The following is a 22616-nucleotide window of genomic DNA, read 5'->3' on the forward strand; positions in this document are numbered from 1 at the left end:
TCCCTGACGGACGGTTCTTCTGACAGAGGGATGAGAGAGCATGCAGAAGGTGCTCATCGCCAATCGTGGCGAAATCGCGGTCCGGGTTGCCCGTGCCTGTCGGGACGCGGGGATCGCGAGTGTTGCGGTCTACGCCGATCCGGACCGGGACGCGGTACATGTGCGCGCGGCCGACGAAGCGTACGCGCTGGGCGGTGACACCCCCGCCGCCAGCTATCTCGACCAGGCCAAGGTCCTGGCCGCCGCCGCCGAGTCCGGCGCGGACGCCATCCACCCCGGCTACGGCTTCCTCTCCGAGAACGCCGAGTTCGCCCAGGCCGTCCTCGACGCCGGCCTGACCTGGATCGGCCCCCCGCCCGCAGCGATCCGCGACCTGGGCGACAAGGTCGCCGCCCGCCACATCGCCCAGCGCGCCGGAGCCCCCCTGGTCGCCGGCACCCCCGACCCCGTCTCCGGCGCCGACGAAGTCCTCGCCTTCGCCCGCGAACACGGCCTCCCCATCGCCATCAAAGCCGCCTTCGGCGGCGGCGGACGCGGCCTGAAAGTCGCCCGCACCCTGGACGAGGTCCCCGAACTCTACGACTCCGCAGTCCGCGAGGCCGTCGCCGCCTTCGGCCGCGGCGAATGCTTCGTCGAGCGCTACCTCGACAAGCCCCGCCACGTCGAAACCCAGTGCCTCGCCGACACCCACGGCAACGTCGTCGTCGTCTCCACCCGCGACTGCTCCCTCCAACGACGCCACCAAAAACTCGTCGAAGAAGCCCCCGCCCCGTTCCTCACGCCGGAGCAGAACGCCGAGCTCTACCGCGCGTCGAAGGCCATCCTCAAGGAGGCCGGGTACGTCGGTGCGGGCACCGTCGAATTCCTCGTAGGGACCGATGGCACGGTCTCCTTCCTGGAGGTCAACACCCGCCTCCAGGTCGAGCACCCGGTCACGGAGGAGGTCACCGGGATCGACCTGGTGCGGGAGATGTTCCGGATCGCGGACGGGGAGCCGATCGGCTACGACGACCCGCCCGTGCGCGGCCACTCCTTCGAGTTCCGCATCAACGGCGAGGACCCGGGCCGCAACTTCCTGCCCGCCCCCGGCACCGTCACCACCTTCGCCCCGCCCACCGGCCCCGGCGTCCGTCTGGACGCCGGTGTGGAGTCGGGCAGTGTGATCGGCCCGGCGTGGGACTCCCTCCTGGCCAAGCTGATCGTCACCGGCGCCACCCGCACCCAGGCCCTCCAGCGCGCCGCCCGCGCGCTCGCGGAGTTCCAGGTCGAGGGAATGGCCACGGCGATCCCGTTCCACCGCGCCGTGGTCACCGACCCCGCCTTCACCGCCGACCCCTTCACCATCCACACCCGGTGGATCGAAACCGAGTTCACCAACACCATCACCCCCTACACCCCCACCACCAGCGACGAGACAGAAGAGTCGGTGGCGCGGGAGACGGTGGTGGTCGAGGTCGGGGGCAAGCGGCTGGAGGTCTCCCTCCCGGCGTTCCTGTCCGTGGCCGCCGCGCCTGCCGCCGGGGACGCGGGCGGGGCGAAGAAGCCCAAGCGCAAGCCCGTGAAGAAGTCCGGATCGTCCGCCTCGGGTGATGCGCTGGCGTCGCCGATGCAGGGCACCATCGTCAAGGTCGCCGTCGCCGAGGGGGACCAGGTCGCCGAGGGCGATCTGGTCGTGGTCCTGGAGGCGATGAAGATGGAACAGCCCCTCAACGCCCACCGCGCGGGCACCGTGAAGGGCCTGGCCGCCGAGGTCGGCGCCGCCCTCACCGCCGGCGCCGTCATCTGCGAAATCAAGGACTGAGACCAAGGGCTGAGACCAAGGACTGACACCCCGGGCCCGCCGACGCCCGAGTGCGGCCGCGCCCAGCCCAACGGGCCCCCGTCTCACCGGCCGCGCCGGATACGGGGGCCCGTTAATCCATATGGCATCTTCGTGCCATGGGTCTGGGACGCGAAGTCCACGTGACAGACCATGGAGCCGGTGATTCCGCACTGGTGGAATCACCGGTGAACTTGGTCTCCCCCGCGTAACGGGGGCGGGGGAGACCAATTTCCCACGCCCGAGTCGCCGTTGATCCGGCGGTGGGCGTGCCCGAAACGGGCATCACTTCTTCATCGTGCGCTCCAGGAACCCCAGGACCGTCTCCGCGTAGAGCTCCGGGTGGGTTTTGACGCCCTGGAGATGCTCGGTGTCCGGCAGGGTGTGCACCTCCGCCAGCGGATACCGCTCGGCCAGCGCCCGTACCCCCGCCGCCGGGATCATCGTGTCGCTCTCGCCGGTCAGGAAGAGCATCGGCGTGCGCTCGTACGCGCCCTTGGCCGCGGGCGGCCACTGCACCCGCAGCATCGCCACGGCCGCCGTGGAAGCCACCTTCTCCAGGGCCTTCCGGGACGGCCCCTTCCGCATTGGGCCGGGGACGGGCAGCCCGCCGGACGCGACGAAGTTGGCGAACAGCGACCGCAGTTCCAGCGCCGGGCCGCTGTCGAAGACCATCGCGTCCACCGGGCTCTCCCCGTCCCTCCTGAGCATGTAGAAGGAGGGGAAGGTGGAGATGGAGAAGCCGTAGACCGCGATGCGCGCCGAGGCGTGCTCCGCCGTCCCGCGCAGATGCCTGACCACCGCCTCCACATCGTCGGTGTGCCGGTCGCTCATGCCCCAGCAGGCCCGGTCCGCGCCGCTCTTGCCGTGGTTGCGGTGGTCGAACATCGCGACCGTATAGCCCGCCTCGTTGAGCATCCGGGCCTGCGCCAGGCTCGCGGACTTGCTCAGCCCCAGGCCGTGCCCGAGCACCACCACCCGGTCCGGGTCGCCCGGGCACAGCCACACATGCAGCCCGCGCCGCACGCCGTCCAGTGGCACGGTGACATCGGTGGTGGACAGCCCCACGTCCGCGGGCTTCTTGTGATACGGCCTGCGGGGTGGGTGATAGATGAAATACGAGAGGAAGGCGCCGTACAGCGGAGCCACCGGGAGCGCGAGCGCGGAGGCCGCCTTCGCCCAGAATCCCGTCGCCATGTCGCAAACCCCCATTACGGAAAGTGCACGGACTGTGCTTGATCGTAGTGGTGCCGCCAGGTGATCGTACCCGCCGGTAGGGGAACGTGTCCTAAGTCACCGGGTGTCGCCCGTGCCGCAACGCCTACCCGGGGCAAGGATGTTGAGTCAGGCTCAGCGCTGCGGGGGGAGACAGGGAATCGTGTCGTACACCGGCCCGGCGGATCCCGCCGTCGACACCGCAGGAGACACGGCGGGCGACAGGGCGGGCGAGTCGGCCTGGGGCCCGGACCGCGCGCTGCCCCGCCCCGCGGACCGCCCCTCCGGCGCCGAGGTGGCCGTATGGCTGCTGCGCATCCCGCCGTCCGCCGCTGCCGCCGCCGAGCGCGCCGGAATGCTGGACGACCGGGAGCGCGAGCGGGCCGCGAGATTCCGCGACGACACCCTGCGGGAGCGCTATGTCGCCTCCCACGTGGGCCTGCGGACGCTCCTCGGCGCGTATCTCGGCATCGCCCCCGCCGAAGTCGAGCTGATCCGCGAGAAGTGCGGCATGCCGGACTGCGACAAGCCGCACGGCCGCCCCGCCGTGGCGGGCGAGCCCCGGCTCTCGTTCTCCCTGTCCCACGCCGAGGACGCCGCGCTGTACGCCTTCGCCGACGCGGCCGTCGGCGCCGACATCGAGGCCCGGAACGCGCGGCGCACCGGCACGGTGCTGACCGGCCTCATCCGGCAGCTCCACCCCGACGAGCGCGCGGCCATCGAGGCGCTGCCCGAGTCGCTGCACGAAGAGGCGTTCCTCAGCTGCTGGGTGCGCAAGGAGGCCTACCTCAAGGGCATCGGCACCGGCCTGCCCGGCGGCCTCCGCGCCCACCACGTCGGCCTCGCCGACCATCTCGCCCCGCCCGGCTCCACCACCCCGCCCGGCTGGACCCTCGCCGACGTACCCGCCCCGCCCGGCTACGCCGCCGCGGTCGCGCTCCGCGCCGACGACACGCCGGCCGTGCGCCCGGTGGTCGGCGCATTGCGTTTGTGGTGAGTTTGAGACCGCGACACGCCGTGACGCCCGGCGTGTCGCCGTCTCAAACTCACCACAAGTCAATGGGCATTGGAGCCAGGTATTGCCGGAGGTGATGGACGGCTGGTTCCGGCCGCTGTGGACCTCCCCCGAGATCCGCCGCGACCTGCGCACGTACGTCCTCGGGGTGCCGCCCAGGGCCGAACTGCTGCGCTGGGCCGAGGCGCTGCGCTGCTTCGACCGCCCGGCGCTGGTGGCCTGGGCGGCCGAGGACAAGGTCATGCCGCCCGAGCACGGCCGCCGGCTGGCGGAGCTGCTGCCCCACGCCCGCCATGTGGAGATCGCCGACAGCTACACCCTCATCCCCGAGGACCAGCCGGAGCGACTGGCCGAGCTGATGCGTGAGTTCGTGCTGGACGGCTCGTCGGGGTAGCAGGGTGTCCGGGCCCGCGAGCCGTCACTTCACATACGCCAGAACGGCCAGGACCCGCCGGTTGTCGTCGTCCGAGACCGGCAGGTCCAGCTTGGCGAAGATGTTGGAGGTGTGCTTGATGACGGCCCGTTCGGTGATGACCAGCCGCTCGGCGATCGCGGCGTTGGAGCGGCCCTCGGCCATGATGCCGAGGACTTCGCGCTCCCGGGCGGTCAGCCGGGCCAGCGGATCCGCGGCGGAGGAGGCGGTGCTGGAGAACAGCCGGGCGATGACCTCGGGGTCCATGGCGGTGCCCCCGGCGGCCACCCGGCGGACCGCGTCCACGAACTCGTCCGGGTCGAACACGCGGTCCTTGAGCAGATAGCCGATGCCGCCGGTGCCGTCGGCCAGCAACTCCTTGGCGTACAGCTGCTCCACGTACTGGGAGAGGACCAGGACCGGGAGGCCGGGGATCTGCCGGCGGGCCTCCAAAGCAGCCTGAAGGCCCTCGTCGGTGAACGTCGGGGGGAGTCGTACATCGACGACTGCCACGTCCGGACGTTTCTCGACGAGGGCCTGAAGGAGGTCGGGGCCGGTGTCCACAGCGGCGACGATCTCGAAGTCGTAAGCCTCCAGAAGCCTGACCAACCCGTCCCTCAGGAGGAAGAGGTCTTCGGCGAGGACAACACGCACGGCAGCTCCATGGTCAGTGTCGTCGGACCGCCCTGGGGGCTGGTCACGGCAAGAACACCGTCGAAAGTAGCAAGCCTGCGCTCCATTCCGCGCAGTCCCGTGCCACGGGAGGGGTCCGCGCCGCCCACGCCGTCGTCGTTGACCTGGGCGCGCAGCCGGCCCGTCTCGTACCACAGGTCGACCGTGACCCGCTGGGCCTCGCCGTGCTTGGCCGCGTTGGTGAGGGCCTCGGAGATCGCGAAGTACATGGCGGACTCGACCGGGGCCTCGGGGCGGCCGGGCAGCTCGGCGTTGACCTCGACCTCCAGGGGGCTGTCCATGCCCAGGGCGCGGACCGCGTCGGCCAGGCCGCGGTCGGCGAGCACCGGTGGGTGGATGCCGCGGACCAGGTCGCGCAGCTCGTTGAGGGCGGTGGCGGAGGCCTGACGGGTGTCGGCGAGGATGGCGCGGGCCGCCTCCGGGTCCTTGGCCAGCAGCCGCTCGGCCACGCCCAGGTTCATGCCCATCGCGACCAGCCGGGCCTGCGCGCCGTCGTGCAGATCGCGCTCGATGCGGCGCAGCTCGGCGGCCGAGGTGTTGACGGCGTCGCTGCGGGTCTCGGTGAGGTGGCGCACCTGGCGGGACATCTCGGTGGGGGCCAGCAGCGACTTGGCGAACTGGGCGTGCACCCGGAGCAGGTGCGGGCCCGCGGCCAGGCCGCCCAGCGCGATGGGGATGCCGAGGGCGGCGGCCATCAGGGCGGAGCCGTCACCGGTCACCTTGACCATCGCGTACCAGTTGTTGCCGCCCGCGTCGGCGATGTCCTCCCAGATCAGGGGCATGATCAGGCCGAAGACGCCGTAGCCGACCAGCGCCAGCGGCAGGATCGCGATCGCCAGCCCGACCACCGGGTTCACCAGGGTCCAGGCCAGGTCCCGCCAGGTCGCCGGGTCGGTGAGGATCCACTGGTTGCGCTGTACCAATCCCTTGAAGCCCGGCTCGGCGGCCGGCCGCGGCCGGTACGGGTCCTCGATCCCGACCCCCGACCACTGCCCGGCCAGCCGCCGGGTGATCGCCGTGGTCCCCCGCAGGGCCACCGCCAGGGCGGGCACCAGGAACACCCCGAGGCCGATCCCCAGCAGGGAGATCGCGGTCACCATCAGACAGAAGAGCACCACTTCCCAGGGGGCGAGGGCGGCCAGTACCAGGCCGCGGCCCATGGCGCGCACTCCACGGACGGGCCAGGGGCCGTCGTCGCCGATCCGGCGTCCGCCGGTCCTCTCATCGCTCACGATGCTCATGTCCTAACCCCCTCCTCGGGGCGGCCCTTCCGCCGCTGTGTGCCCTTCAGTCTGCCCGTGGCGACCCCTTGGGAGCACTGGACTCCGGTGGCGTTTCGGGGGGTGTAGTCAGGTCCCCCACAAGACGCCACACAGGGCCCTCGGCGCGCCGCCGCGCGCTGAGTTGACTTGTGGTCATACGACGCGAGAGCCCTCTGTGAGCGAAGGAGCCGGCAAATGAGTACTCGACGCAGCGTTACCGCGGCGGTGTCCCTGCTGCTCGCCGTCCTCATGACCGTGCTGGTGACGGCCGCCTCGGCCACCGCCGCGCCCGGCTCCCCGCAGCGGCCGCGCAGCCTGGAGGCCCTGGTCGACGGCATCGTCCAGAGGCAGCTCGACGAGTACCGGATCCCGGGCGCCGCGGTGGTCGTGGTCTCCGGCGGACGGCAGGTGCTGGCCAAGGGGTACGGCGTGGCGGACATCGACCGCGGCACCCGGGTGGACGCCGGCCGTACGGGTTTCTTCATGGGCTCGGACGCCAAGGTGTTCACCGCGATGGCCGTGCTCCAGCAGGTCGAGCGGGGGAGGCTGGATCTGAAGGCCGACGTCAACCGGTATCTCACCCGCCACAAGGCCGGCTTCACCATCAAGGACAGCTATCCGGGGCGCCCGGTCACCGTCCGCGACCTGCTGACGCACACCGCCGGCTTCGACAACAGCATCATCGGCCGCGCCACCGCCCGCCCCGAGGACGCCGAGCGGCTCGGCGACAGCCTGGCCGAACACCAGCCGCCCCGGGTGCGCCCGCCGGGCGAGGTGTCCAGCTACGACAACTACGGTGTGGCGCTGGCCGGATACCTGGTCGAGCTGGCCTCGGGCGAGCCCTTCGCCGCGTACGTCGAACGCCACATCCTGCGGCCCCTCGGGATGACCCGCACCTCCTTCGCCCAGCCGCACCCCGCCGCGATCGCCACCGCGCGCGCCGAGGGCTACCGCCCCGACGGCAAGCGGCAGGTGCGCGCCGAGGGCCAGTACGGCGCCTGGACCCCCACCGGCGCCGCGGCCGTCACCACCGCCACCGACATGGGGCGGCTGATGCTCGCCCAGCTCGCGGGCGGCGCGCTGGACGGCCACCGGGTGCTCGGCGAGACCCTGACCCGGGCCATGCAGCGCCGCCAGTTCGCCAACGACCCCAGGCTGCCCGGCATCGGCTACATCCTGGAGGAGCGTGGTCGGGACGGAATCCGCATGCTCGTCAAGGACGGCGACATCCCCGGCTTCCACGACAACCTCGCGCTGCTCCCCGACCGGGACACCGGCGTCTACGTCGCGTACAACGGCGACGGCGAGGACGGCCGCGCCTCCTGGGCCGGCCAGGAACTCGTCAATCGCGTGGCCGACCACACCTTCGGCACCCCGCGCCGCGCGGCCGCCGCCCGCATGGGCGAGACCGGCAGGTTCACCGGCTTCTACCGCTCCACCCGCACCAGCCACTCCGACCTCACCCGCGCCGCCGCGCTCACCAGCTCCGTACGGGTCACCGCCGGACCGGACTCCACCCTCACCACCACCGGCCCGCTCAGCCGCGACCCGGACGTCACCGAGCAGCACTGGGTGCGCATCGGCGACGGGCTGTTCCAGGAGAAGGGCGGCCAGGAGCGGCTCGCCTTCAAGGACGGCAAGCTCTTCCTCGCCTCCGACCCGACCGTGGGCTACGAGCGGGTGCCCTGGTACGAATCCCCGGTCCTGCACCAGCAGCTGCTCATCGGCTCCCTGGGCGTCCTGCTGCTGTCCGTCGCCGCCTGGCCCATCGCCGCCCTCATCGCCCGCCGCCGCGGCTCCGCCGCCCCCCCCGCCCCCGCCGGCGCCCGGCTGGCCCGCCTGCTCGCCTGGACCACCGGCGCCCTCCTCGCCGTCGCCACCGTCTGCTTCGCCCTCCTGGTCGCCGACCCCAACGCCCTCAACCAGACGGTCTTCCTCGGCGACTCGCCCATGCTGACGCTGGTCCCGGTCCTGGCGAAGGCGGCGCTGGCCACCACGGCGGCCGTGCTGGTGTGCGCGGTCATCGCCTGGTGGCGCCGCTGGTGGGGCTGGGCGGCCCGGATCCACTACAGCGCGGTGGCGCTGGCCGCGGTGCTCTTCCTGACGGTCGCGGGCAACTACCACCTGCTGGGCTGAAGCCCGTCGCGTCAAAAGGGTGCGCGAATCGACAACACCCCTGCGCGGACTGACAAGGCCGGGTGCGGACGCTCTCGGCACCCTGGATGCCGAAGCCCCGAACAGCCCTTGATAAGGGGGGACACATCCATGAGCATCACAGCAAAGATCGCCGCGACTGTCGCGGGAAGCGTCCTGGTCCTGAGCGCAGCGGTCGTTCCCGCCGCCGCCTCGTCGTCGACGGCAGCTGCCTCGCAGACCGGAACGGCGGCCGGTCAGCTGGAGGGCGCCTGGCTCACCGGGCTGCCCGGCACGGCAGCCAAAGTGGCAGGCGACGTGTACTGCTGCTGAGGCAGCGTCCTTTCGGACGCTTGACGCGGACGGCGGTACCGGCGGGGGGCCGGTACCGCCGTCCGCGCCGAAGACCTTGTCAGGGCCGGACGGGCTTGCCGCGTCCCCAGCCCCAGGCGAGCCGATCGGCGCCGGACTGGTTGGTGGTGGCCAGCGAGGGCCGGGCGGGGTCGCCGGTCAGGGTCTGGAGCGTGTAGGTGTCGTCGGTGCGCAGGCCGGGCCAGTAGACGGACCCCATCTTGAGCTCGCGGAAGGTGTCCGTGACGGCCTGGACGTAGTTGATGTAGTTGTTGGACGGAGCCGGCTTGTTGTAGTTCAGGCCGGTGGTCATCGGGGCGCCGAACTCGTCGGCGATGGTCCGGTTGGCGCAGTCCCCGATGCGCACCTTGAGGTCGGCCACCCACTCGTCATACGTGGCGTAGTTCTTCCAGAACCCGTAGTGGTGCAGCGACAGATAGGTGCCGTCCAGGCGCGGGTCGGCGCAGACCGAGGTCACGTGGTCGTTGTAACCGGCGCCGCTGACGATCACCTGGTTGCGCGGCACCGAGGGGTAGGTGGACAGCCACTTCGCGGCGATGTCGGCCCACTCGGTGTCGGTGTAGCCGTGGGGCTCGTTCATCGGCTCGAAGTAGACGCGCTTGTTGTCCTTGTACGCGTCGACCACGGTGTTCCACATGGGCCAGAAGGTGGCGGGGTCGTCGATGAAGCCGTCCTTGCGGGGGCCCGTGCCCTCCCAGTAGGACAGGATGACCTTGAAGCCCTTGTCCGAGGCCGCGTCGATGACCCCGCGGTACGACTTCCAGTACGCGCCGTTGACGGTGTACGGGTTGATGGGCAGCCGGACGGTGTTGGCGCCGAGGTTCGCGCGGAACCCCGAGATGATCCGGCTCGCCTTGGCGTACGTCTGGTCGTAGCTGTCGGACGTCGACAGGCCGGACAGCACGACCGGGTCGTCGGCGAAGTTGTCGCGCGGGTCGGCCCAGTTCACGCCCCGGAACTGGGTGGTGTCGCCGCTGGGCGCGGCGGAGGCGGGGCTGCCGGCGAGGGTGGTGCCGCCGGCGGCGGCGACCAGGATCGCGACGAAGGCGGCGCGCAGCCGGGGGGTGAAGCGGGCTCTGGAGGGGCTGGCGGGGCTGGCGGGGGATGTGCGCATCGCTTGCTCTTTCGGCTTGCGGGAGAGGCCGACTCAGCGCATGGCGGAGCTGCGCGGCTGAGTGGCCGGCGGGATGTCGGCCGTGCGATGTTTGCGCAAACATGGCGGCGCCCGAATCGTGACACCCGGCACAGCGGTCGTCAAGGTTTCATGCACGTGACGGCCCGTGGTCATGGGCTGCTGCCGACGATGCTCCCGGCCGACGTCCACGCCTAAGCTGTGTCCCATGTCAGACGCCATTGACGCCCTCATACGGGATCTCTCCGACAGCGACCGCACCGTTCGGAGGGCCGCGGAGGACGGTCTGGTCGCGCTCGGAGCGCGGAGCGTCGACCGGCTCCTGCCGTACGTCCGCGACACGCGACGGGGCAGCCCGAGATTCAGCGCCGAGTCCGTCTTGAAGCGGTTGGGCGACCAGGCGCTGCCGCGCCTTCGGGAGATCCGGCGTCAGGGGCCGGGGCGGCTGCGCGGCAAGGCCCTGGAGACGCTGGTCGACCTGGGCGGCGCGGAGGCGCTCGACGAGACCGACCGGAGTGCCGTGGAACGCCTCATGCGGATCAAGCTCCTCGACGAACTCCCGGTGAGCCTCCCCTTGGACGGCGGCCGCTGGCTGGCCTTTCCGGCGGACCGGTTCGACGACGCCGTAGCCGTCCTTGGTCTGCACGACCTTCGGCCGGTCACCACCGCGCTGGGCGTGGACGCCACCACCCGGGCCGACGACTCCATGGATTTCCAGGATGCCCAGGGTGAGCAGCAGAGGGCCTACCGGGTCTTCATCACCCCGGAGTTCGACAGCTGGCGCTACGTGTCCGGACCGCACAAGAAATGGCGCCTGGTGTGGGGGAACGCATTCCTGGATGAACTCGACGGCTTCACACTGGCCGACCAGCTCAGCGAGCGCTGCGGGGAGGCCCACTTCTACTGCATCGACCCTTACCACTCCGCCGAGAACTGGTACGTCGCCTTTGATGGCCGAGGAGTGCGGAGCTACGGCACCTACGCTGACCCGGAGTTCATGGGAGAGCCACTGCCCTTCGAGATCAGCTACATCGAAAACGCCAAGGAGGAGGGCGGCGACAAGGAATGGGCCGAAGGCGTGATCTGGGCGAGCACGGCGGCCGACAACCTCTCCGTCGAAACCGGCCCCATGTCCGCGGAGGACACCCACGGCCACGGCTGGCTCGCCACCACCCACCCCGAGGTGCCCAACTCCCGCTTCAAGGGCGCCCTGCCCGTCTGACACCCGCGTAGGAGCGGCGACCGGGGCGGGCGAGTGGCCGTGGTTAGAGTCACCCGTATGGATCAAGAGCAACTCATGGCGGAGCTCGGGCAGGCCCGCGACAAGGAGAGCCGAGAGCGCCTCGTCGGCCGCCTGGCCGAGCGGGGCGAGACCTCGGTGCCGGCGCTGCTCGCGGCGCTGCCCACAGCGGTGCCTTCCTCGCGAGAGATGGTGAAGGAGGCGCTGTGGCCGATCGGCCCGCCCGCGTTCGACGCGGCGCTCGCCGCCCTGGCCACGGACGAGAAGGGCCGAGGCTCACACGAGCTGCGGCCGTGAGGCGCCCGGCCTCAGCCGGGAAAGGCGCGGGCGAACCCGGCCAGATTGGTCGGGCAGGCCCATATCTCCCGCGTCATCCGGGCCTCGAACCAGGACTGAGCCCCCTCTTCGTCGGCCAGGGCCGCCTCATGGTCGGCGTCCTGCTCGGGATGGGCCAGCATCTCCAGGACGTAGCGGAGGTTGTCCAGTTCCTCATCGAGCGGCGCGTCGTCACAGGGATGCGCCTCATGCGCACAGGACGTCTGCCCGAGAGCCCGCTCGACCGCGCCCATCGCCTCCATCACCCGGGCCTCGGCCGCCGCGTCCGGGCGGGCATAGATCACGTACGGGCCTGTCAGCACCAGCCCGAGCGTCCACAGCGCCGTGTCCGGCATCGGTGTGCCGGCCGCCACGCTCGCCTCGAGATTCCTCGCGCACTTCAGCACCGTGCTCGGCGCATCGCCGAGGTAGTAGCCGTGCCGGATCTCGTCCCACTCGCCGATCAGGTCGTCCCACTCGGCGGGGGTGAGCCTGTCGTTGTCGCGCCGTTCCTGAGCTGTCTCCGCATTGGTCACCGTCCGAGGATGACATGAGGGTCCGACAGCGAGGTCCTCTCACCCCCGTACCGCCCGCGCGCGGTGTCGGCGTACCGCGTCGCGGTTGGCACACCGCTGGGAGCAGTAGCGCTGCCGTCCCGTGCGGGAAGTGTCGGCGAAGATCGTGGTGCACTCGGTCACGGCGCACCGCCGGAGCCGGTGCATGCCGCGTCCCGCCAGGTGGAGTGCTGTGCCCACGGAGATCAGCGAGAACAGCAGGGAGCCCAGCGGCTGCTGGTCGTCGCGATAGTGCAGGTGCCAGCCGTCGCCGCCGTGGTCGGTCAGCCGCGGGTAGGCGGCGGCCGCCGCCAGCATCCGGTTGACCAGCTCGGCGCGCGTACGCTCGTCGTCGGCGTCGACGGCTTCCTCCCACGCGTCCAGTGCCGCCAGCGCACGGTCCAAGTCCTCTGGTACGACCGGGCGTTCCAGCGCCAGCCCGGCCGCGCGGCAGCGGTCCGCGAGCTCCTCGGCGCTCGCCGGGCGCCGGTTGGCAAGATCCGCGGCCAGGTTCACGGCGTCCTCGCCGTAAGGGTTGAGGTGCATCAGGTCATTACAGCAGTCCGCACTGTACTGGCGCCCCTGACGAACACCGAGTCAACGCCTTCTGTCGGCTGTCAGAACATCCAGCCCCTCAACGTCGTCCAACGCGGCTCGCGCCGCCGCGGTGAACTCGCTCAAGCGCTCCGACAGCCGACCCACCTCGACCGCATGGCGCTCCAGGAAGCGGGCGTTGCCGTCCGTGGTGTTCTCCGGGGAGTCACGCAATGCGAGAAGGGTCGTCTCTGTGGACCGAAGCGTTGTGTAGACACTTCGAGCTGCCTGTTCCACGGCCTCCGGCCCTTCGACCGCCAGGTTGGCCCAGGCGGCCCGTGCCAGTGCCAGCTGGCCAACAGCCTGTTGCAGTCTGCGATCGATTTCTTCTGTATCTCTTTCGCCTACGAACGCGCGCCCGGCGATCTTCAGCGCGTTCTGTGACTCACTGGCTGGGGCAAGAAAGGCGCTGTAGGCATCACGGCGCACCTGCCTGCGCCAGTGAGCGTGCTCGGCCCTGGCCTGGGCTCGCACCTGCTGACGCGTTGACCAACCAGTGATCGCCGACGCGAGGACGGTGCCTGTTACGCCGATCGAAGCCCCGAGCAATGCCGCTATTCCCTGGTCCACGGAGATGTGTCTACCGCACCTCTCGGCGGTCATGGGCGGGACCGTTCGTGGCCGGGCCGTGTGTTCAGGCGGGCAGTTCCCAACTCGGCCCGTTCGGGACTTCGAGCCAGACGGTCTGTGTCTCGTCGGTGACAGTCATCCCCAAAGCGGACTGGCCGGGCGATCCGGCCTTCTGCCATGTCCTCAGGGCCACTTCGACCTGGTCCCAGAGGCGCAGCGGGCCATGCTGGTGGACGGTCCAACCGTCTTGGCCAACTTCCGTCCACGCCTGGGATCCGGTGGCCACGTCGGCGAGGACCGCGTCGTTCTCCCCGGAGGTCCAGAACTCTGCTGAGGGCGCGGCCAACTGGGCGATGAAGTGTCCCGTCCAGTCCTGGAGAAGCCCAGGATCGATACGGCTCGGGCGGGGCTGACCAGGGAGGCGGTGGAACACGGGCCGGGGCGGACGCTCGTGGGGGCGGGCCAACATGTACGAGATCGTGTCCCCGGTGAAGCGGCCGGTCGCCGTGCCGCTGTCGTCGAGGGTGAGACGGATGAGGCCGGAGGCGATCATCCATCCGCTGAGGGTGGTGGTGATGCTCCCGCCGTCGCGGACTTGCCACAGCCAGGGACGGGGGATGTGCCGGACGGCGCAGGTTGCCACGATGGCGTCGTACTCGGCGCCCTCGCTGTGTCCTTGGAGACCGTCGCCGGTGACCAGGGTGGGGGAGTAGCCGATCGAGCGGAGGCGATCGGCGGCCCTTTTGGACAGGTGAGGGTCGTACTCGATCGACGTGACGTTCGCATCGCCCAGGCGGTGGCAGAGGATCGCGGTCGAGTAGCCGGTGCCCGTGCCGATCTCGAGCACCTTGTCCCCCTCCCGGATCCCCGCCACTTCGAGTGTCCGTACCACCAGAGACGGCAGGGTGGCGGAAGACGTGGGCCTGCCGACCACCGGCCCGGGGGTGTCGGCTGGGTCGATGCCGTCCACCTGGGTGACCCATGTGGTGTCGGAGTAGGCCAGGCGTAGCCACTCCTCCTCGCCGAGCTCGGCGAGGTTGACGGGTTCCCACGCGGCGCCTTTGGGCCGGTAGAGCTCCGTCCCCAGGAAGAGCTCCCGGGGGACGGCCTCGATGGCCGCCCGCCATGCGGGGTCCGTCATGCGGCCGCTTTCGCTGATCTGGTCGGCGAGGGCGTGGCGGAGTCGGGTTGCGTCAGCGGGCATGGGGGCGTCCTGAATGCTCCTGGGTGGGCGGCTACATGACTGGGCGGACGAGCACCGGGTTGTCCGGCGAGTCCAACCAGGCGTGCTCGCCCTCGCCGTTCACGGTCAGCCCGAAGCGGTCGAAGCCGGGTCGGTCCTGCTGCTCCCACCATTGGTGGGCTGCTTCCGCCTCGTCCCAGAGTCGACGCGGGCCCGACTGCCACACGCGTGCCGTCGCTCCGTCGCGGAACTGCACGCACGCCCAAGAGCGGTCGGTGAGCCCGTAGAACCACATCGGGCGCGCCCCGGCGTCCTTGTCGGCGACGAGGTGTCGGCAGTGGGGGACGAGGAGGCTCAGCGCGAAGCGCTGTGGGCTGAACTGCCCGGTCAGGAAATGGGCTTCCGTGATCGTGGTAGACGACTCGTCGCCGTCGGCCACGCTGCCCGGGACGTACTCGGTGTGCACCACGGGCGGCAGGCGTTGCGCCCGGAGCTTCATGAACTCCACTGGTCCCGTGAACGCGCCTGACGCGCTGTGCCCATCCTCGGCGACGACCAGTCGGGCTACTGCGTTTCCATTGCCGTAATGCGTGCCCCAAGGGGCGACGATGACCCCGTGCGGCCTGCTCTGCCGCACCCATGCGAACGGGATCGACCGGAGTCCGCAGGTGGCAATGATCCGGTCGTACGGTGCCGCCCCCGGGCAGCCTTTCGAGCCGTCCCCGTGCACCACGCGCACGGGTGTGCCGAAGCGCTCAAGAGTCACTCGGGCTGTTGTCGCAACGGATTCGTCCACTTCCACGGTGACGACGTTCTCCGCGCCGAGCCGGTGCGCCAGCAGCGCGGCGTTCCACCCGGTGCCGGTACCGATCTCCAACACCTTGTGACCGGCTCGTACGTCCAGGTCGCGGAGCATGGAGAAGACGACGCTCGGCATGGAGGCGGAACTGGTGGAAACCTGGCCCGGATCCGTGCCCGAGTGCTCTCCGTCATCCCATTGCGTGACGATGGGCGCGTCCGAATCGGCGTACCTCAGCCATCCGTCCGGATCGTCCGCTCTGCTGACGGCAACGCTCCGGGCGGTGGCCATGTCGAACGGCCACATCAGGCCGGACAGAAACGCGGATCGCGGTACGGCCTGGAACGCGGGTGCCCAGTCCGGAGTGAGGATACCGGCGGACATGAGGACGCGCCCCAGCTCTGTGCGGCTGGGGCGGTCCTGGTGTGGGGTTGGGGTCACTGGGCGACGGTCTCAGCGGTCTTGGGCGGGTTGGGCACACCGGGGCCACCGTCTGGTGACGGCGGCTGGTGCGGGCCGGGGTAGGGCTGTCCCGGTAGCTTGTCTCCGTTGCCGCCGTCAGCGGCCGTGGTGATCTGCAACCTCATCGCTCTCTCCTTCAAACGGTTGGATGACGCGTCACGGGACCCACTTGGGCCGCTGCCCGGATGAGCACACCATGCACGCGACTTTGGTCGTGCCCTCGCACGTCACGCATCCCGCGAATCCGCCGCAGTCCGGACAGTTGACGTCGCCCCGGCCCGCGCAATAGCCGCAGTACCGCCGGTGGCCGTCGGCAGCCGTCCACGTGGGCATGGACTCGGTCACGGGTCGGGCGTCGTCGACCCTCGGCGGCGCTGGCGCTGCCGTTTCTCCGGGCAGGGGACCCCGGTGCGTTCCTCGCAGCGGCACGGTCGGAACCACAGCGGGTCGAGCGCTGCCCTGAGGTCTTCGGCCGTCGTCTGTCCGAGGACTGCGCCTTGGGAGTTTCTGCTGCGGATGCCTCGTCTGACGACGTACGCGAGAGTCTGGGCCGCTTGCGGGCGGACGCCGATCATGTGCACGAGGCTCAGGGGTGACGTTCCGTCCGTGGCCGACCAGCCGATGCTCAGCGCCTCGACACCGGCGAGGTCTAACGCGGATTGGAGCTCGCGGGCGGCTTTCTCGGCGTCGCCGGCGGGGTCTTCTGGGTCCGTCACCAGGTGGTTCCCGCCCGTTCGGGTGCGAAGTGCGGGACGTATGGGGGCGCCGGGTCGGTGCCGTGCATGAGGGGGATGGTCCACCCGATCGGAATACGGGGCAGCCCGAAGCGGATCTGTTCCGCGTACGACATGGGGTGCGGCATGGGGTCGGGTTCGGCGCTGCGCGACGGTGGCTGGACGGGAATCGGGTGTTGTTCGGGGGCGGGGGTGCGGGGGCCGAACAGGGCCTTTTTCACCCGTCCGAGTGATCGTGATACGAATTGCATTGTCGGTCTGCTCCAGTCAGATCGGCCGCGCCCCGGGCCGTCGCAAGCGGTGCCGGGGTCTTGGTTGTCCGGACACTCAACCGGGCGAGACAAGTCCGCACCACTGCGAAAGTTCTGCATCTCCGCTGCGCGTTGGCTGCAAGGGGTACTCTGACCAGGGGAGACGGCGTCCGGACGGAGTACCGGCATGGCAGGTAAGCGGCGCAGCTTCGCAGAGCGACGAAAGGCTTGCGGATACACGCAGGAGTCCTTTGCGGAAGCCATGAGAGTGGACCGGACCACGGTTTACCGCTGGGAGCGTGGGGAGGCTGATCCGCAGCCGCATCAACGCCCGAAAATAGCCAAGCTTCTGAAGATCACGGCCAGCGATCTCGATGGACTTCTTACGCCGGATTCCCCTGTGCTTGCCGCCAGCCAACCGTGGATCGTCCGTCATGTTCTCGCCGACGACGATGAGCAGGACGCATGGGAACTGGCGCGGCGGGTGGAGGCGAGTGACGTAGGCGCGCCGACCCTCAGGAGACTCGAGGGCGCGTTTGAGGATCTGGCCACGGCCTATCCGGTCACTCCTCCGCAAGATCTACTGCACCGCGTGAGGCGCCACTCTGCCTACGTCGCGGTGCTGTTGGGCGGGAGGAAGACGCTCTCCGAGCATCGAAGGCTGCTGGTTGTCGGCGGCTGGCTGTCTCTACTCGCCGCGACGCTTCATATCGACCTGAAGCAGGAGCACTCGGCCACGGCCCGCCTTCAAACAGCCGTGGCCCTCGCGCGGGAAGCGGAGCACGCGGAGATCGAGGCATGGTGTTACGAAACGGAGGCGTGGCGCGTCCTGACGGACGGGGATTACGCACGCGCCGCCGAGCTATCGAGAATTGCGCAGAGTGTGGCACCCGCTGGAACTTCCGCCCTGATTCAGGCAACCGCCCAGGAAGGGCGTGCTCATGCGAGGCTTGGAAACGGGAAGGAGACATACTCGGCAATCGAGCGGGTGCAGCAGATGTCCGACGCTCTCGGATTCCAGGAGCGACCCATGGAGCATCACTACCAGTACGATCCCGCGAAATCTCTGGCTTATACGGCGACAACGCTCGCTTGGCTGGGTGATTCCGCCGCGGAAGGTTTCGCGCGTGAAGTGATCTCCCGGTTGCACCCGTCGGGCGATGTCACCACATGGCCGCGCCGAGTGGCCTCGGCCAACATTGACTTGGCGCTGGTTCTGCTGACGGGAAACCGTCTCGATGAGGCGTGCGATGCCGCGCAGAAGGCAATGATGAGCGGGCGCGTCGTGCCCTCCAATCACTGGCGGGCGTTGGAGGTCGTCAAGGCGGTCGAGGCAAAGAAGCTGCCGGAAGCGCCAGATCTGCGCGAAGCGTACGAGAAGCTGCTTTGACCAGGTCAGTGGACGGGGCGATCACCTCACGCGTCGGCACAGCAGGAACAAGACCGCCGCGACGAGCAGATACGCGGGCACGAGCAGCACCGCGTCGGGGCTCGTCTGGCTCGCCGACCAGCCCGCGTCGCGCCGGTCGCCCTCCAGCGCGACGCGGTTGACGGTGAGGAAGGTCAGGTGCGTGCCGATGGCGGCCCAGAGCGGGGCCCGGCCGACCGCGGTCCGGGCCGCGACGAGGGTCAGCCCGAAGATGGGGAGCAGGACCAGATACGAGGCCGCGTCCTGTCCCGGTGGCACGATGCCGACGGGGGCGGGCTCGGCGCCGGTCAGGCGCGCGGTCGCCGCGTACGCCACGGTCGACGCGCCCGGCACGAGCATGAAGACGGCAGTCGTGCCGAGTGCCGAGGCGGTGCCGCCGAACCGTTCGCGCAGGGAGGTCCAGGCGTAGCCGCGCAGCGTGGTCTCTTCGGGCAGGGCTTCGAGCAGAAGCGCGACCACCGCGTTGGATATCAGGAAGCCGACGAGCGGCAACGGGTCCGGGCGCGACCAGCGCAGCAAGCCCCCGGCCGTCCCGGCGCCGAGGACGGGCACCGCCGAGGCCGCCGTCACACCCACGCCGGTGAGAAACGCCCGCAGCCCGGCCCCGGCACCGCCGAGGCCCAGGGCCTTGAGCGATGCGCCGCGCCGCCGTACTGCGAGAGTTACGGGGACGAGGGCCAGCGCGCTGACCATGGCGGCCGGGACCAGCCGGGCCGCCGTCCCGGTGAGCCCGGCCCGCTCCGCGGCGGCCGAGCCCGCGGCCGTACCGACGCCCAGCGCGGCGGCCATGACCAGGCCGCCGGCGAGGGCCCTGGCCAGGGCGCTGGATCGGGAAGGGGCGGTTCTCCCACCCGGGTGCTGCCGCGTCATTCGTCCGTCCTGGCTGAGCTGGTGATCGGTTCGCCGTGCTGCTGCCAGTCTCGGTTCCGCATCCGTCGCGAACCTCGTGTCCGCTGATGAGATGCGCGTACATCCTTCGAGGTATTCCGGATCAGAGGTGTTCCGGGTCAGCGGACCTTGTCGAAGAAGCGGCGGAGGTCGGCGGCCACGTCGTCGGGCCGCTCCATGGCCACGAAGTGGTGGCCGCCTGGGTTGTCCGTGGGCCAGTGGACGATGGTGTTGTGCCGTTCGGCGAGCCGGCGGATCCCGGGGGCACCGCTGTAGACGCCGGTGGGCGCGGCCTTCTGGCCCTCCGGCCAGCCGAAGCCTGCGCTGTCGTACATGGGCCAGGAGGAGGATCCGAAGGTGTCGGTGAGCCAGTAGAGGGTCGTGTTGGTGAGGAGCAGGTCGCGGTCGATCAGCTCCTCGGGGAGTTTGTCGGCGACGGTGAACTCCTTGAACTTCTGCGTCATCCAGGCCAGCGCGGCGACGGGGGAGTCGTGCCAGCCGTAGGCGAAGGTCTGCGCGGCGGCGCGCAGCAGCGCGTGGTGGGGGACGCCGTTCATCCAGTCCGCCTGCTGGAGTTGCTCGAAGGCCGCGCGTTCGTCGTCGGTCAGCTCGGGGACGTCGGCCTCCGTGGGGAGGCCGAGACCCGCGATGATGTAGACGCCGACCACGTGGTCCGGTGCAGCCTTGGCCATGTCGGGGGCGATGTACGCGCCGAGGTCCCCGCCCTGGGTGCCGTAGCGGTCGTAGCCGAGGCGCCGCATCAGCTGGGCCCAGAGCCCCGCCACCCGGGTGGCGGTCCAGCCGGTTTCGCGGGGCGGCGCGGAGAAGCCGAAGCCGGGCGGGGACGGGACGACGACGTGGAAGGCCTGGGACGGGTCGCCGCCGTGCGCACGCGGGTCGGTGAGGCGGTCGATGAGGTCGGCGAACTCGATGAAGGAGTTCGGCCAGCCGTGGTTGAGGACCAGCGGCAGGGCGTTCGGTTCGGGTGAGCGTACGTGCAGGAAGTGGATGTCCTGTCCGTCGATCTCGGTCATGAACTGGGGGAACTCATTCAGCCGCGCCTCGTGCCGACGCCAGTCGTAGCCGTCTCCCCAGTAGTCGGCCAGCTCCTTGAGGTGGGCCAGCGGCACGCCACGGCTCCAGCCCTCGCCGGGCAGCCCGCGCGTCCAGCGGGTGCGGGCGAGGCGCTCGCGCAGCTCGTCCAGGTCGGCCTGGGGGATGTGGATGCGGAAGGGACGGAGTTCATCGCTCATGCGACGACTGTAGGAGTCATATAGGTCGGATCCTGGCCTAGATGGCCGGGCATCATGGACGCCATGAGCACCCCATCGGCCCGGCTGCTGTCCCTGTTGTCCCTCTTGCAGACCCCGCGCGAATGGCCCGGCAGCGAGCTCGCGGACCGGCTGGGGGTCAGCCCTCGCACGGTCCGCCGGGACGTCGACCGGCTGCGCGAGCTGGGATATCCGGTGGAGGCGACGATGGGGGCCACTGGGGGATACCGGCTCGCCGCGGGCAAGGCCATGCCGCCGCTGCTGCTGGACGACGAGGAGGCGGTGGCCATCGCGGTCGCGCTGAGCACGGCGGTCGGCAAGCCGGTGAGCGGTATCGAGCAGGCGTCCCTGCGCGCACTGGCCAAGCTGGAGCAGGTGTTGCCGTCCCGGCTGCGGCACCGGGTCGGGGCCTTCCGGACCGCGACGGAGTCGCTCTTCACCGGGAGCGCCTCGCCCGTCGACCCGCACGAACTCGCGGTGGCCGCCGCGGCCGTGGCCGGCCACGAACGGCTGCGGTTCGCCTACCGGGCGGGGGACGGCGGCCGGACCCGGCGGCTCGTCGAGCCGCACCGGTTGGTGCTGGCCGGCCGCCGCTGGTATCTGCTGGCCTACGACACGGAGCGCGACGACTGGAGGATCTTCCGCGTCGACCGGATGGCCCGCCTCCAGCCCACCGGCGTACGCGTCCCGCCCCGCGAGCTGCCCGAGAAGGACGCGGCCGCCTTCGTCACCCGCAGGATGTACTCCCTCGCGCCCACCTACGAGGTGCGGGCCACGGTGGGTCTGCCGGCCGCTCAGGCGGCGGAGCGGCTCGGGGCGGCGCCGGGCGAGGTGCGGCCGATCGACGAGAACAGCTGTGAACTGCACGGACGCGCCGACACGTTGGAGTGGCTGGCGTCCCGGCTGCTCATGCTGGGCTGCGAGTTCCAGGTGCATGAGCCCCCGGAGCTGCTGGCTCATCTGCGTACGGTCGGGGCCCGTGCGCTCCGGGCCGCCTCCACTCCCCCCTGATTCCGTGGTGACTTTCGGACAACGACACGCCGTGGGCTCCGGCGTGTCGTTGTCCTCTACTCACCGCAAACTCCAGGGCGCACGGTGCCGCTGTGCAAAGGGGCAGTGGTCAGGAGCGGCGGGCGAGCAGCACCCGGTGCATCGGGGTGTCGAGCAGGCCGATCCGGCGCAGCCCCGCGTCCGCCAGCCACTGGTCGTAGTCGTGGACGGTGAAGGCGTCGCCGCCGCCGGTGGCCAGCATCGACGCGGCGAACAGCCGGAAGAACCTGTTCTGGACCGAGCCCTCCCCGTTCTCCTCGTCGACGATGTGGTCGGCGATCGCGATCACTCCGTCCTCGGTGAGCCCCTTGGCCGTCTTCAGCAGCAGCTCACGGGCCGACTCGGGGGTCTGGAGGTGGAAGATGTTGACGAACAGCGCGAGGTCGGTGCCGTTGCCCCAGTCCTCGCTCCAGAAGTCCACGACCTCGCCCCGGAACCGCTCGGCGACCCCCAGCTGTGCGGCCTGCCGGGCGGCGATCGGGATGATCCGCTCGGCGTCCAGGCCGCGCGCGGTCAGCTCGGGGAACTCGCGCAGCAGCAGGTGGCTGTAGATGCCGGTGCCGCAGCCGACGTCCAGGAGGGTCGCGGAGCGGCCGGTGCTCCAGCCGAGGTCCCGCAGGGCGTCGGCGAGCGCCCGGGTGATCGGCGGCGCCCAGAAGCTGATGCCGCGGACCAGCGAGGTGTAGTCCTCTTCCGATATCTGGTTGAGCTGCTGCGCGCCGTCGGCGGACCGGGCGCCGGAGCGGACGTTCTCGGCGAGGTGGCGCCAGGCGTTCCAGGCGACGTTGCGGTCGTGGCCGATCTTCCCGGCGAGGCTGAACAGCCCGTCGGCGGCGAAGACGCCGTGCAGCTCGGGCGGGAGGGTGTAGACGGCCTGACCGTCCGCTCCTCTCGTGCGTTCGACCACGTCGTACGCATAGAGGCCGTCCAGCAGGACGCGGGTGGCCCGCAGGTCCGTGTCGAGGATCTCGGCGAGCTGGGCGGCGGTGGCCGGGCCGACGGTGAGGGCGGCGAAGGCGCCGAGGTCCTGGGCGGCCTCGATGACGCCTGGCGCCCAGATGCCGATCAGATGCTCGTACAGCCGGTGGGCGGCCCGCACCTCGCCGTCCATGGTCTGCGGGAAGGCGGTGGTGTCGACGAGCGGGGTGAGGTTGGCGGACGCGGTCGTGGCGGGGAGGGTCATGAGGCCGGCTCCTTGGCGGGGCGAGTGAGGACAGGGGTGT

Annotated in this window: 23 protein-coding genes and 1 pseudogene; 9 read left to right on the forward strand and 15 right to left on the reverse strand. The window is 70.5% G+C overall.

Annotated elements, in window-relative coordinates; genetic code table 11:
- Positions 1 to 40: 40 nt before the first annotated feature.
- Entirely contained in the window at positions 41 to 1801 is a 1761-nt protein-coding gene (locus tag ACH4S9_RS01170; RefSeq protein WP_398369032.1) for an acetyl/propionyl/methylcrotonyl-CoA carboxylase subunit alpha, read from the forward strand.
- A gap of 303 nt (positions 1802 to 2104) precedes the next feature.
- Here ACH4S9_RS01170 and ACH4S9_RS01175 read toward each other — a convergent pair whose 3' ends face one another.
- Positions 2105 to 3016, reverse strand: coding sequence for an alpha/beta fold hydrolase (locus ACH4S9_RS01175; RefSeq protein WP_358847414.1), 912 nt, complete (start codon positions 3014 to 3016; stop codon positions 2105 to 2107).
- A gap of 181 nt (positions 3017 to 3197) precedes the next feature.
- Between ACH4S9_RS01175 and ACH4S9_RS01180 the strand changes: the two genes are divergently transcribed.
- Positions 3198 to 4031, forward strand: a complete 834-nt coding sequence (locus tag ACH4S9_RS01180) for a 4'-phosphopantetheinyl transferase family protein (protein ID WP_398369034.1) — start codon at positions 3198 to 3200, stop codon at positions 4029 to 4031.
- Positions 4032 to 4055: 24 nt separating this feature from the next.
- Positions 4056 to 4443 (forward strand): annotated as a pseudogene (locus tag ACH4S9_RS01185) (alpha/beta fold hydrolase); the annotation flags it as partial.
- A gap of 24 nt (positions 4444 to 4467) precedes the next feature.
- On the opposite strand, the gene ACH4S9_RS01190 reads toward ACH4S9_RS01185, so the two are convergent.
- Positions 4468 to 5115: a response regulator transcription factor gene (locus tag ACH4S9_RS01190; RefSeq protein ID WP_311730774.1), complete on the reverse strand. Its 648-nt coding sequence runs from the start codon at positions 5113 to 5115 to the stop codon at positions 4468 to 4470.
- Positions 5079 to 6395 carry a sensor histidine kinase gene (locus ACH4S9_RS01195; protein ID WP_398369037.1) on the reverse strand — a complete coding sequence of 439 codons (1317 nt, stop codon included), beginning with the start codon at positions 6393 to 6395 and terminating at the stop codon, positions 5079 to 5081. The genes ACH4S9_RS01190 and ACH4S9_RS01195 overlap by 37 nt, the downstream gene beginning before the upstream one ends.
- A gap of 216 nt (positions 6396 to 6611) precedes the next feature.
- Between ACH4S9_RS01195 and ACH4S9_RS01200 the strand changes: the two genes are divergently transcribed.
- Both ACH4S9_RS01200 and ACH4S9_RS01205 read left to right on the forward strand, forming a co-directional pair.
- Positions 6612 to 8552, forward strand: coding sequence for a serine hydrolase domain-containing protein (locus tag ACH4S9_RS01200; protein ID WP_398369039.1), 1941 nt, complete (start codon positions 6612 to 6614; stop codon positions 8550 to 8552).
- A gap of 129 nt (positions 8553 to 8681) precedes the next feature.
- Positions 8682 to 8882, forward strand: a complete 201-nt coding sequence (locus ACH4S9_RS01205) for a hypothetical protein (RefSeq protein ID WP_398369041.1) — start codon at positions 8682 to 8684, stop codon at positions 8880 to 8882.
- A gap of 79 nt (positions 8883 to 8961) precedes the next feature.
- On the opposite strand, the gene ACH4S9_RS01210 is transcribed toward ACH4S9_RS01205, so the two are convergent.
- Complete coding sequence (locus ACH4S9_RS01210) at positions 8962 to 10035, reverse strand: glycoside hydrolase family 5 protein (protein ID WP_385350443.1); 1074 nt, start codon at positions 10033 to 10035, stop codon at positions 8962 to 8964.
- Positions 10036 to 10261: 226 nt separating this feature from the next.
- Here ACH4S9_RS01210 and ACH4S9_RS01215 point away from each other — a divergent pair, with 226 nt between their 5' ends.
- Positions 10262 to 11275: a HEAT repeat domain-containing protein gene (locus ACH4S9_RS01215; protein ID WP_361189237.1), complete on the forward strand. Its 1014-nt coding sequence runs from the start codon at positions 10262 to 10264 to the stop codon at positions 11273 to 11275.
- A gap of 57 nt (positions 11276 to 11332) precedes the next feature.
- Complete coding sequence (locus tag ACH4S9_RS01220) at positions 11333 to 11590, forward strand: hypothetical protein (protein WP_385350437.1); 258 nt, start codon at positions 11333 to 11335, stop codon at positions 11588 to 11590.
- Positions 11591 to 11601: 11 nt separating this feature from the next.
- On the opposite strand, the gene ACH4S9_RS01225 is transcribed toward ACH4S9_RS01220, so the two are convergent.
- From ACH4S9_RS01225 to ACH4S9_RS01260, 8 genes are all read right to left on the reverse strand, one after another.
- On the reverse strand, positions 11602 to 12144 hold the full coding sequence (locus ACH4S9_RS01225) for a hypothetical protein (protein WP_385350434.1): 543 nt from the start codon (positions 12142 to 12144) through the stop codon (positions 11602 to 11604).
- Positions 12145 to 12183: 39 nt separating this feature from the next.
- A complete protein-coding gene (locus ACH4S9_RS01230) occupies positions 12184 to 12708 on the reverse strand; it encodes a CGNR zinc finger domain-containing protein (protein ID WP_398369044.1) in 525 nt (174 codons plus the stop codon).
- Positions 12709 to 12759: 51 nt separating this feature from the next.
- Complete coding sequence (locus ACH4S9_RS01235) at positions 12760 to 13326, reverse strand: hypothetical protein (RefSeq protein ID WP_398369046.1); 567 nt, start codon at positions 13324 to 13326, stop codon at positions 12760 to 12762.
- A 64-nt stretch (positions 13327 to 13390) separates the two neighbouring features.
- Entirely contained in the window at positions 13391 to 14530 is a 1140-nt protein-coding gene (gene tgmC / locus ACH4S9_RS01240) for an ATP-grasp peptide maturase system methyltransferase (protein ID WP_398369048.1), read from the reverse strand.
- Between the two features lie 31 nt (positions 14531 to 14561).
- Complete coding sequence (locus tag ACH4S9_RS01245; RefSeq protein ID WP_385350422.1) at positions 14562 to 15692, reverse strand: methyltransferase domain-containing protein; 1131 nt, start codon at positions 15690 to 15692, stop codon at positions 14562 to 14564.
- 53 nt (positions 15693 to 15745) lie between these two features.
- On the reverse strand, positions 15746 to 15895 hold the full coding sequence (locus tag ACH4S9_RS01250) for a hypothetical protein (RefSeq protein WP_358847426.1): 150 nt from the start codon (positions 15893 to 15895) through the stop codon (positions 15746 to 15748).
- A gap of 216 nt (positions 15896 to 16111) precedes the next feature.
- Positions 16112 to 16486 carry a hypothetical protein gene (locus tag ACH4S9_RS01255; RefSeq protein ID WP_385350418.1) on the reverse strand — a complete coding sequence of 125 codons (375 nt, stop codon included), beginning with the start codon at positions 16484 to 16486 and terminating at the stop codon, positions 16112 to 16114.
- Complete coding sequence (locus tag ACH4S9_RS01260; protein ID WP_385350415.1) at positions 16483 to 16725, reverse strand: hypothetical protein; 243 nt, start codon at positions 16723 to 16725, stop codon at positions 16483 to 16485. The genes ACH4S9_RS01255 and ACH4S9_RS01260 overlap by 4 nt, the downstream gene beginning before the upstream one ends.
- Positions 16726 to 16942: 217 nt before the next feature.
- Between ACH4S9_RS01260 and ACH4S9_RS01265 the strand changes: the two genes are divergently transcribed.
- On the forward strand, positions 16943 to 18145 hold the full coding sequence (locus ACH4S9_RS01265; RefSeq protein ID WP_385350412.1) for a helix-turn-helix transcriptional regulator: 1203 nt from the start codon (positions 16943 to 16945) through the stop codon (positions 18143 to 18145).
- A 21-nt stretch (positions 18146 to 18166) separates the two neighbouring features.
- Here ACH4S9_RS01265 and ACH4S9_RS01270 read toward each other — a convergent pair whose 3' ends face one another.
- Positions 18167 to 19054: a type II CAAX prenyl endopeptidase Rce1 family protein gene (locus ACH4S9_RS01270; RefSeq protein ID WP_385350408.1), complete on the reverse strand. Its 888-nt coding sequence runs from the start codon at positions 19052 to 19054 to the stop codon at positions 18167 to 18169.
- A gap of 137 nt (positions 19055 to 19191) precedes the next feature.
- The gene (locus ACH4S9_RS01275; RefSeq protein WP_398369052.1) at positions 19192 to 20325 is read right to left on the reverse strand and encodes an epoxide hydrolase family protein; all 1134 of its coding nucleotides are present in this window, start codon (positions 20323 to 20325) and stop codon (positions 19192 to 19194) included.
- A gap of 63 nt (positions 20326 to 20388) precedes the next feature.
- Between ACH4S9_RS01275 and ACH4S9_RS01280 the strand changes: the two genes are divergently transcribed.
- A complete protein-coding gene (locus ACH4S9_RS01280; RefSeq protein WP_398369054.1) occupies positions 20389 to 21354 on the forward strand; it encodes a helix-turn-helix transcriptional regulator in 966 nt (321 codons plus the stop codon).
- 109 nt (positions 21355 to 21463) lie between these two features.
- Here ACH4S9_RS01280 and ACH4S9_RS01285 read toward each other — a convergent pair whose 3' ends face one another.
- Positions 21464 to 22576: a methyltransferase gene (locus ACH4S9_RS01285; RefSeq protein ID WP_398369056.1), complete on the reverse strand. Its 1113-nt coding sequence runs from the start codon at positions 22574 to 22576 to the stop codon at positions 21464 to 21466.
- Between the last annotated feature and the right edge of the window lie 40 nt (positions 22577 to 22616).

Source organism: Streptomyces sp. NPDC021225, from assembly GCF_044332865.1.
Taxonomy (GTDB): domain Bacteria; phylum Actinomycetota; class Actinomycetes; order Streptomycetales; family Streptomycetaceae; genus Streptomyces.

What these genes read in the sequence shown, in the direction of transcription:
- ACH4S9_RS01270 (WP_385350408.1), bottom strand. Translation starts at nt 19,054, where the DNA reads ATGACGCGGCAGCACCCGGGTGGGAGAACCGCCCCTTCCCGATCCAGC.
- tgmC (WP_398369048.1), bottom strand. Translation starts at nt 14,530, where the DNA reads ATGCCCGCTGACGCAACCCGACTCCGCCACGCCCTCGCCGACCAGATC.
- ACH4S9_RS01280 (WP_398369054.1), top strand. Translation starts at nt 20,389, where the DNA reads ATGAGCACCCCATCGGCCCGGCTGCTGTCCCTGTTGTCCCTCTTGCAG.
- ACH4S9_RS01195 (WP_398369037.1), bottom strand. Translation starts at nt 6,395, where the DNA reads ATGAGCATCGTGAGCGATGAGAGGACCGGCGGACGCCGGATCGGCGAC.
- ACH4S9_RS01205 (WP_398369041.1), top strand. Translation starts at nt 8,682, where the DNA reads ATGAGCATCACAGCAAAGATCGCCGCGACTGTCGCGGGAAGCGTCCTG.
- ACH4S9_RS01275 (WP_398369052.1), bottom strand. Translation starts at nt 20,325, where the DNA reads ATGAGCGATGAACTCCGTCCCTTCCGCATCCACATCCCCCAGGCCGAC.
- ACH4S9_RS01210 (WP_385350443.1), bottom strand. Translation starts at nt 10,035, where the DNA reads ATGCGCACATCCCCCGCCAGCCCCGCCAGCCCCTCCAGAGCCCGCTTC.
- ACH4S9_RS01220 (WP_385350437.1), top strand. Translation starts at nt 11,333, where the DNA reads ATGGATCAAGAGCAACTCATGGCGGAGCTCGGGCAGGCCCGCGACAAG.
- ACH4S9_RS01175 (WP_358847414.1), bottom strand. Translation starts at nt 3,016, where the DNA reads ATGGCGACGGGATTCTGGGCGAAGGCGGCCTCCGCGCTCGCGCTCCCG.
- ACH4S9_RS01250 (WP_358847426.1), bottom strand. Translation starts at nt 15,895, where the DNA reads ATGAGGTTGCAGATCACCACGGCCGCTGACGGCGGCAACGGAGACAAG.
- ACH4S9_RS01230 (WP_398369044.1), bottom strand. Translation starts at nt 12,708, where the DNA reads ATGCACCTCAACCCTTACGGCGAGGACGCCGTGAACCTGGCCGCGGAT.
- ACH4S9_RS01200 (WP_398369039.1), top strand. Translation starts at nt 6,612, where the DNA reads ATGAGTACTCGACGCAGCGTTACCGCGGCGGTGTCCCTGCTGCTCGCC.
- ACH4S9_RS01170 (WP_398369032.1), top strand. Translation starts at nt 41, where the DNA reads ATGCAGAAGGTGCTCATCGCCAATCGTGGCGAAATCGCGGTCCGGGTT.
- ACH4S9_RS01265 (WP_385350412.1), top strand. Translation starts at nt 16,943, where the DNA reads ATGGCAGGTAAGCGGCGCAGCTTCGCAGAGCGACGAAAGGCTTGCGGA.
- ACH4S9_RS01245 (WP_385350422.1), bottom strand. Translation starts at nt 15,692, where the DNA reads ATGTCCGCCGGTATCCTCACTCCGGACTGGGCACCCGCGTTCCAGGCC.
- ACH4S9_RS01215 (WP_361189237.1), top strand. Translation starts at nt 10,262, where the DNA reads ATGTCAGACGCCATTGACGCCCTCATACGGGATCTCTCCGACAGCGAC.
- ACH4S9_RS01285 (WP_398369056.1), bottom strand. Translation starts at nt 22,576, where the DNA reads ATGACCCTCCCCGCCACGACCGCGTCCGCCAACCTCACCCCGCTCGTC.